This is a genomic window from Mesorhizobium sp. M2E.F.Ca.ET.209.01.1.1 (assembly GCF_004010375.2).
GTDB lineage: Bacteria > Pseudomonadota > Alphaproteobacteria > Rhizobiales > Rhizobiaceae > Mesorhizobium.
This window is the reverse complement of the sequence record NZ_SADP02001381.1, coordinates 1-279: the sequence shown is the minus strand read 5'-3', so window position 1 is coordinate 279 and position 279 is coordinate 1. Positions and strand designations below refer to the sequence as shown.

At 66.3% G+C, this 279-nt stretch carries 1 pseudogene; it reads right to left on the bottom strand.

The window, feature by feature from the left end:
* Positions 1-222, bottom strand: a pseudogene (locus tag EN852_RS40495) (branched-chain amino acid ABC transporter permease); the annotation flags it as partial.
* Positions 223-279 lie beyond the last annotated feature (57 nt).

Genomic DNA, 279 nt, shown 5'->3' with positions numbered 1-279 from the left:
GGAGACGGCCCGCCAGGCACGGCCGAAGCTCGAGTGGGAAAACAGCCAGGCCGCCAGCGCCACCAGTGTGACGACCCCCGCGCAGTCCAGCAACTGGATGACGGTGAGCGTGACCTTGAAGCCATCGGCCTCGGCGAAAATGACCGGGGTGGCGAGCATCGGCGGCAGCCACAGGTCGTGCGTGTCGGCGGCGATGCGGCTGGCCTCCGACAGGAAGATCAAGATGCCCCTGCTCGATCGCCAGCAATCCTTCGGCTACACGCAGGAAGACACCAAGCT